The organism is Kaistella sp., from assembly GCF_049588135.1.
In the GTDB taxonomy this organism is placed as follows: Bacteria; Bacteroidota; Bacteroidia; order Flavobacteriales; family Weeksellaceae; genus Kaistella.
In genome coordinates this window covers 1-6,288 of sequence record NZ_JBAVFG010000080.1, presented here as the reverse complement: position 1 = coordinate 6,288, position 6,288 = coordinate 1, and the positions used below count along the sequence as shown (strand labels likewise).

Sequence of the window (6,288 nt, the reverse complement as noted above, 5' to 3'; positions counted from 1 at the left end):
GGATTGAATGTCTGCGTCATGTTGCGATTTCAGTTCCATGAATTTTTCCTTGGCCTGAAAATGCTTTTCTTTCTTAATTGATTCTGCCTGTACGGTGGCTTTTTCTATAAGGTTCTCGGCGTTTTTCTTTGCATCTTCTACGATGAATTTCGCTTTTGCGTTAAGGCCGCTTTTGGAAAAAACCATTCCAATTACCGCTCCTATCACTAAGCAAACAATACCGATAATAATGGCGATTGTTGTCATATATGTTAAGTTTAATATTAAGTGTTTAAAATTCAAGTGATTACCTTTAAATTATTTAATTTAAAAGCCCTATAACTTTTGATTATTGGTTAAAAAAAAGCCTACAATAATTCACGGATTTAGAGTAAACTCCTAATCAACACGATTTGAACTGTTTTTTATTTTCTGTAATCCGAGCAAGTCGGCACGCCATTAAATAAACTTTCGTTCGGTAATAGTTTTGCGTTGAGTTTACCTGTAATGTGTTAGAACTATTGTAGGCAGTCGTTGATTGAAAAAGAAAAATCTACTTTTCCAACGCTTCCAAAAATTGATTGATATTCTTCAATCGCTCTGTGGAATCTTTTATATTTTTATCGTTATTGATTTGTGCTACTTCTGCATTGGTTCCTAATTTCAAGCAACACATTGCCAAAGCATCCTGTTTATCTCTAACGTCAAAATTTTGTTCAAAATCTTTAATCATTGCTTCAATCTGTTTTCCTACTTTCCGCAAGGTTTCTTCTTCTGCGGAGGGTACATTCAGCGGATAACTTCTTCCGGCAATCGTGATGGTTATTCTTCTTACATCCATTACAATCCACTATTTTGAAGTTCCGCAATACAATAATCCACTTCTTTAATCAACCGGTTGATATGATTTTTCATCAATCGGTTATGGTCTGGATTTCCTGATATTGCTGAATAAAGTTTTATATCTTTTTGTTCTTCTGCTAAAACCTGATTTCTCTTTCTTTCCTCTTCGTATTTCATCTTCAACTCATCATGCTCCTGATTTAATTCTAAAAATTTTTCGTTCAGATTTTCGTAATTTTTACTTACCGCCAAAATCTTCTTTTCTAAAAGCGAAAAATTATTTTCTAAATCTTTGAGCATTTCCCAGGTTAATTTATTCTAACTCTGAAGCAAAAATATAAAAAATTAATTTGAAAGTATAACTTATTGACTACTAATTTTAGAAATTACAAAATAAAAAAAGAGAAAGTCTTAGAACCTTCTCTTTGCTATTAAAAAACACTCTTATTTTTATTCGAATTTCAGCACAAACATGAATGCTCTACTTTTTGCGCTAGAAATTGCAGACGACCAATATGGAGGTGTTTCAGCATTATCTGCAACCGATTCATTATTAATCATAAAAGTTCCTCTGAAGCCAGGAGTCAATTTAAATATACTGAAATAAAACTGCATTCCTATTTCTGCTGACCATGCAAAATTGCTCGCAGTAGTACGGAAAATCCCTTGTTGATTATCATCTTCTGCTTTGCTGTTGGATTGTAAATTCATCATCCAGTTTACCCCTGTAGCAACGTAAGGTCTGGAATTGTACCATCGATCACCATGTACTTCAATTAATACAGGGATATCAACATAAGTCGATTTCACCATTCTTAATTTATCAGCATCTGTTAAAACGCTCGGCGTAAAAGGTTGATTTGCTGGCGTTCCTGCCGAAAAACGATTGTTCGATTGCGTGTCAAAATAAATTTCGCGTTCTACAAATTGTAGTGCGGGCTCTATTCTTAAATCAAAATTATCATTTAATTTTAATTTGCCGATAAGACCTGCGCCGAAACTATAGGTGGACTTGGTTTGAACCAAACTCTTTTGCTTATCTATTCCCATTCCGAATTTGGGATCAAGAACCATTTTATAATCGAAATTATTGGCTGCAAGATAAAACCCATAATTGAATTTTTGCTCGTCATTCCCTCCTCCTTCTAGATCCATTCGATCCTTAGTTCGAAAGAGTTGTGCATTCAATAACGATGCAACAAAAATTGCCGTAATTAAATTAATTTTTAATATTGTTTTCGCCATACTATTTGGTTGCCTTATAAATTGTTGCGATTCCTAAACTTAGTTTCTTGTACTCTACTTTTTTAAATCCAACATTCAATAGAATGGTTTTCATTTTTTCTCCAAAAGGGAAAGCATTTACAGAATCTGGCAAGTAGGTATACGCGCGATTATCTTTTGAAACTAATTTGCCGATTTGTGGCAAAATATTTTTAAAATAAAATAGATAGAAAGGAGCTAAAAAACCTTCTACTTTAGAAAACTCTAAGATATAAACGCTCTTTTCCTCTTTCACTACCCTTTTTAATTCATCTAAGCCTTTTTCTAAATTCTCGAAATTACGCACTCCAAAAGCAACGGAAACCGCATCGAATTTATTGCTTTCAAAAGGAAGATTTTCTGCATCTCCTTTGATCATTTCGATTTGATCGGTTAAATTAATTTTCCTGATTTTTTCAATACCTACATTCAACATTTGTTGTGACAAATCTAAACCGATTATTTTCGCACCAGTTCCTTTTTGTACTGCGATTGCTAAATCTCCTGTTCCAGTGGCAACATCCAAAACTTCTTTTGGCTGGTCAGCATTCATCCATTTCACCAAAGTATTTCTCCATAAAACATCAATTTTCATTGAGAGTACATGATTTAACAAATCATATTTGGGTGCAATATTGTCGAACATGTCTTCGACTTCTTTTTTCTTTCCGGCTTCGGTATTGTAAGGGGTAATTTGGTTCAAAGTATCTTATTTAAATTGATAATATTCTTTATAATAATTCAAAAAATCCTGTTTTCGGAAAATTTTTGTTCTGGATTCTACTTTCTGGATATTTTTTACAACTCCATCGTAATCTTCATCGATGTTATAATAAAAGTCATCGCTATATAATTTACTAAAATGCACTGGAGCATTCAGATATAATTTGCCATCAATATCCGTCTGTTTTCGTACTGCAATCAATGAATCTTTGTTTAATCCGTAGCCGTAAAACTGTTCATTAATATAATAATCCTGATGAGCGATATTCAATAAGCCTCGGTTTTTATTCACCACAAAACCCGAATCGTACAACATCTTCTTTTGGCCGTCAAAAACTTTAATATCGTTTTTACCTTTCTTTAGATCAACTTTCACTTTCTGACCTGCCGAAATAATTTTTTCAATATCATTATTAATTTTAAAGTAAAAAGTTTTATCGGTGGGATTATCCACAAGATAATAATTTTTTTTTGCTAAAAAGAAATTATAAATCCCGAAGGCAAACAATACGGTAATGAGTGATATAATTAAACCTTTGGTAGATGGACTGATTTTCATATAAAATATTCTGGTGAAAAACTTTTGCAAATTTAATAATAATTTTGTTTTACTACGGTACAATAATAATTCTTAAATTTGCCCTAAATTTTTCATACCAATATATGCCCAATACAATCATAATCGGATCAGGAAGCTATATTCCGACAAAGGTAATCGGTAAAGAACATTTCATGAACTCTGTTTTTTATACCGACGAAGGTGACAAAATCGAAAAACCTAACGAGGAAATCATTCAAAAATTTGTAGAAATCACCGAAATCGAAGAAAGACGTTACTTAGAAGATGATGAATTTAATTCTGATCTCGGTTCTCGAGCGGCGAAAGAAGCGATTGCTGATGCAAAAATCGATCAGGAGGATTTAGATTACATTATTTACGCCAGTAATTTTGGTGAAGTTGACACGAATGGAATGACCAACTTCATGCCTTCTATGTCTTCTAGAGTAAAAAACAAGCTCGGTATTAAAAACAGAAGAACGGTAAATTACGATATGATTTTCGGTTGTCCAGGTTGGGTTGAAGCCATGATTTTGGCAGATACTTTAATTAAAGCGAAAAAAGCAAAATTAATTTTAGTCGTTGGCGCAGAAACCCTGAGCAGAGTAACCGATAATTTCGACCGAAATAAAATGATTTTTGCAGATGGCGCCGGAGCAGTTGTTGTAAAAGCGACTGATGACGAAACCGTCGGGATTATTGCCGATTCAACGATTTGCGATAATGGACCAGAACTACACTATCTCGAAAATGCTTCTTCATTGAAAAAAGATGAAGACCAGAGACCATTATACATCAGAATGCATGGTAGAAAAATCTACGAATATGCATTGAAAAATGTTCCTGTTGCAATTAAAGAAACCATCGACAAAGCGAATTTAACCATCGACGATATCGATAAAATCTTAATTCACCAGGCCAATGCAAAAATGGATTATGCGATGATCTCCCGTTTATTTAAATTATATGGGAAATCAGATTACGATCACGCTGTTTCACCAATGACCATTCAAAGCTTAGGAAACTCATCTGTGGCAACAATCCCGACCATGTTCGATTTGATTATTAAAGGAAAAATGGAAGGACAATTTTTCAAAGAAAAAGGAAATATCGTCTTCACTTCGGTGGGAGCAGGAATGAACATCAATGCGATTGTTTATCGTTTTCCTTAATTAACAGCTTAAAAAATAAAGAAAAGCACAAACTTTGTTTTGTGCTTTTTTCTTGACTAAAAAATGATGCAAAGAAATATATTAATATTCACCGGAATTTTATTCGCCTTGGAATTTTACGTTTATCAAGCATTTAAAACCATAACAAATAACCACTATTTGAGAATTGCCTATTGGGTAATTACGATTTTGGTTTATTTATTTTTCATTTATGAAGTTCTTAATTTTAAAAGAACAGATCGTGACCATCATCGGGTACAGCTCATTTCGTCAGTCTTTATGATTTTCATGCTTCCTAAACTTCTTGTCGCTTTCTTTCTTTTAATTGGAGATATCGGTAGAGGACTTCAATTTACATTTCAATCATTTGGTTCAGGTGATAATCATTTTCCGGAACGTCGCAAATTTTTAAGTATTGTAGGAATAGGAAGTGCTGCTGTACTTTCAGGTTTATTTTTAGATGGAATTATTTTCGGGAAATACCGTCATAGTGTAAGAAAAGTGAAAATAAAAATCGCAGGTTTACCAAAAAGTTTTAAAGGTTATAAAATTATTCAAATTTCAGATGTACACGCCGGAAGTTTCCTCCATCCCGAAAAATTACAGAAAGCCTTCGATTTAATTAATGAGCAAAAACCAGATCTGGTTTTATTTACGGGAGACATGGTCAATAATTACGCCGATGAATTTCAACCTTTTGTACCTTTATTTAAAAGCATTCAAGCGAAAGATGGTAAATTCTCAATTCTTGGAAATCATGATTACGGGGATTATGGTGCTTGGGAATCAATGCAGGAAAAAGCACAAAACATTCCAAATTTAATTCAATTTCAAAGAAAAGCTGGCTTTGAAATGTTAAGAAATGAACATCGAATCATTGAAAAAAACGGCGAAAAACTGTATCTAATCGGTGTGGAAAATTGGGGAGAAAAACCTTTTCCACAATATGGTGACTTAGACAAAGCATCTGATGGGATTCCTGCTGAAGCTGCCAAAATTTTGATGAGTCACGATCCAACACATTTTGATTATATCGTAAAAAATCATCCTGTAAATGTGCAACTCACGCTTTCTGGTCATACGCATGGGATGCAATTCGGTCTCGATTTGAAAAACATTCGTTGGTCTCCGGCGCAATACCGTTACAAAAAATGGGCAGATTTATATGAAAGCGAAGGAAAATATCTTTATGTAAACCGTGGTTTCGGCGTAATTGGTTATCCCGGAAGAGTCGGAATTGAACCCGAAATCACTTTAATTGAATTGATTTAAAAATACAAATTATTCGAATTTTAACGAATGACACTCATTTTCAAAATCTGAAAAATCTGCGAGAAAAAATAATGACTACTTTAAAAAAAGCAACAATAACTGATATAGAATTGATTCGTGAATTGGCAGAAAAATCCTGGAATGCTGCTTATTCCGAAATTCTTTCAAAAAAGCAAATCGAATATATGTTATCGGAAATGTATTCGGCGGAAGAAATTTCGTCGCATTTGCAAAATCCTAATTATCAATATCATTTAATTTTTAATGAAGAAATTCCTGTTGGTTTTATCGGTTTCGAATTTCATTACGAAGAAAACACCACCAAACTTCACAGAATCTATCTTCTTCCCGAAGCAAAAGGAAAAGGCATCGGAAAAACGGCGATGAATTTCTTAAAAGAAAAAGTTGCAGAAACTTCTGACAACCGAATTATTTTGAATGTAAACAAAGAAAACAACGCCCGAAAAGTGTACGAAT

The 6,288-nt window shown here is 33.4% G+C and carries 9 protein-coding genes; 3 read left to right on the top strand and 6 right to left on the bottom strand.

The window, feature by feature from the left end; all coding sequences use genetic code 11:
• From WBY99_RS04650 to WBY99_RS04625, 6 genes are all read right to left on the bottom strand, one after another.
• Positions 1-246: Rnase Y domain-containing protein (locus WBY99_RS04650; protein WP_423975168.1), on the bottom strand; the 246-nt coding region annotated here is incomplete at its 3' end.
• A gap of 286 nt (positions 247-532) precedes the next feature.
• On the bottom strand, positions 533-820 hold the full coding sequence (locus WBY99_RS04645; protein ID WP_423975167.1) for a cell division protein ZapA: 288 nt from the start codon (positions 818-820) through the stop codon (positions 533-535).
• Positions 820-1,122 (bottom strand): hypothetical protein, encoded by a 303-nt coding sequence (locus WBY99_RS04640; RefSeq protein WP_423975166.1) that lies wholly within the window; start codon positions 1,120-1,122, stop codon positions 820-822. The genes WBY99_RS04645 and WBY99_RS04640 overlap by 1 nt, the downstream gene beginning before the upstream one ends.
• 150 nt (positions 1,123-1,272) lie before the next feature.
• Positions 1,273-2,067, bottom strand: a complete 795-nt coding sequence (locus tag WBY99_RS04635; protein ID WP_423975165.1) for a porin family protein — start codon at positions 2,065-2,067, stop codon at positions 1,273-1,275.
• Between the two features lies 1 nt (position 2,068).
• The gene (ubiE, locus tag WBY99_RS04630) at positions 2,069-2,788 is read right to left on the bottom strand and encodes a bifunctional demethylmenaquinone methyltransferase/2-methoxy-6-polyprenyl-1,4-benzoquinol methylase UbiE (RefSeq protein WP_423975164.1); all 720 of its coding nucleotides are present in this window, start codon (positions 2,786-2,788) and stop codon (positions 2,069-2,071) included.
• A 6-nt stretch (positions 2,789-2,794) separates the two neighbouring features.
• A complete protein-coding gene (locus WBY99_RS04625) occupies positions 2,795-3,367 on the bottom strand; it encodes a hypothetical protein (protein WP_423975163.1) in 573 nt (190 codons plus the stop codon).
• Between the two features lie 104 nt (positions 3,368-3,471).
• On the opposite strand from WBY99_RS04625, the gene WBY99_RS04620 reads away from it, so the two are divergent.
• From WBY99_RS04620 to WBY99_RS04610, 3 genes are all read left to right on the top strand, one after another.
• On the top strand, positions 3,472-4,539 hold the full coding sequence (locus WBY99_RS04620) for a 3-oxoacyl-ACP synthase III family protein (RefSeq protein ID WP_423975162.1): 1,068 nt from the start codon (positions 3,472-3,474) through the stop codon (positions 4,537-4,539).
• A 66-nt stretch (positions 4,540-4,605) separates the two neighbouring features.
• Positions 4,606-5,811, top strand: a complete 1,206-nt coding sequence (locus WBY99_RS04615; protein WP_423975169.1) for a metallophosphoesterase — start codon at positions 4,606-4,608, stop codon at positions 5,809-5,811.
• 71 nt (positions 5,812-5,882) lie between these two features.
• On the top strand, positions 5,883-6,288 hold a 406-nt coding region (locus WBY99_RS04610; RefSeq protein ID WP_423975161.1), incomplete at its 3' end, for a GNAT family N-acetyltransferase.

What these genes read in the sequence shown, in the direction of transcription:
- WBY99_RS04645 (WP_423975167.1), bottom strand. Translation starts at nt 820, where the DNA reads ATGGATGTAAGAAGAATAACCATCACGATTGCCGGAAGAAGTTATCCG.
- WBY99_RS04625 (WP_423975163.1), bottom strand. Translation starts at nt 3,367, where the DNA reads ATGAAAATCAGTCCATCTACCAAAGGTTTAATTATATCACTCATTACC.
- WBY99_RS04615 (WP_423975169.1), top strand. Translation starts at nt 4,606, where the DNA reads ATGCAAAGAAATATATTAATATTCACCGGAATTTTATTCGCCTTGGAA.
- WBY99_RS04620 (WP_423975162.1), top strand. Translation starts at nt 3,472, where the DNA reads ATGCCCAATACAATCATAATCGGATCAGGAAGCTATATTCCGACAAAG.
- WBY99_RS04640 (WP_423975166.1), bottom strand. Translation starts at nt 1,122, where the DNA reads ATGCTCAAAGATTTAGAAAATAATTTTTCGCTTTTAGAAAAGAAGATT.
- WBY99_RS04635 (WP_423975165.1), bottom strand. Translation starts at nt 2,067, where the DNA reads ATGGCGAAAACAATATTAAAAATTAATTTAATTACGGCAATTTTTGTT.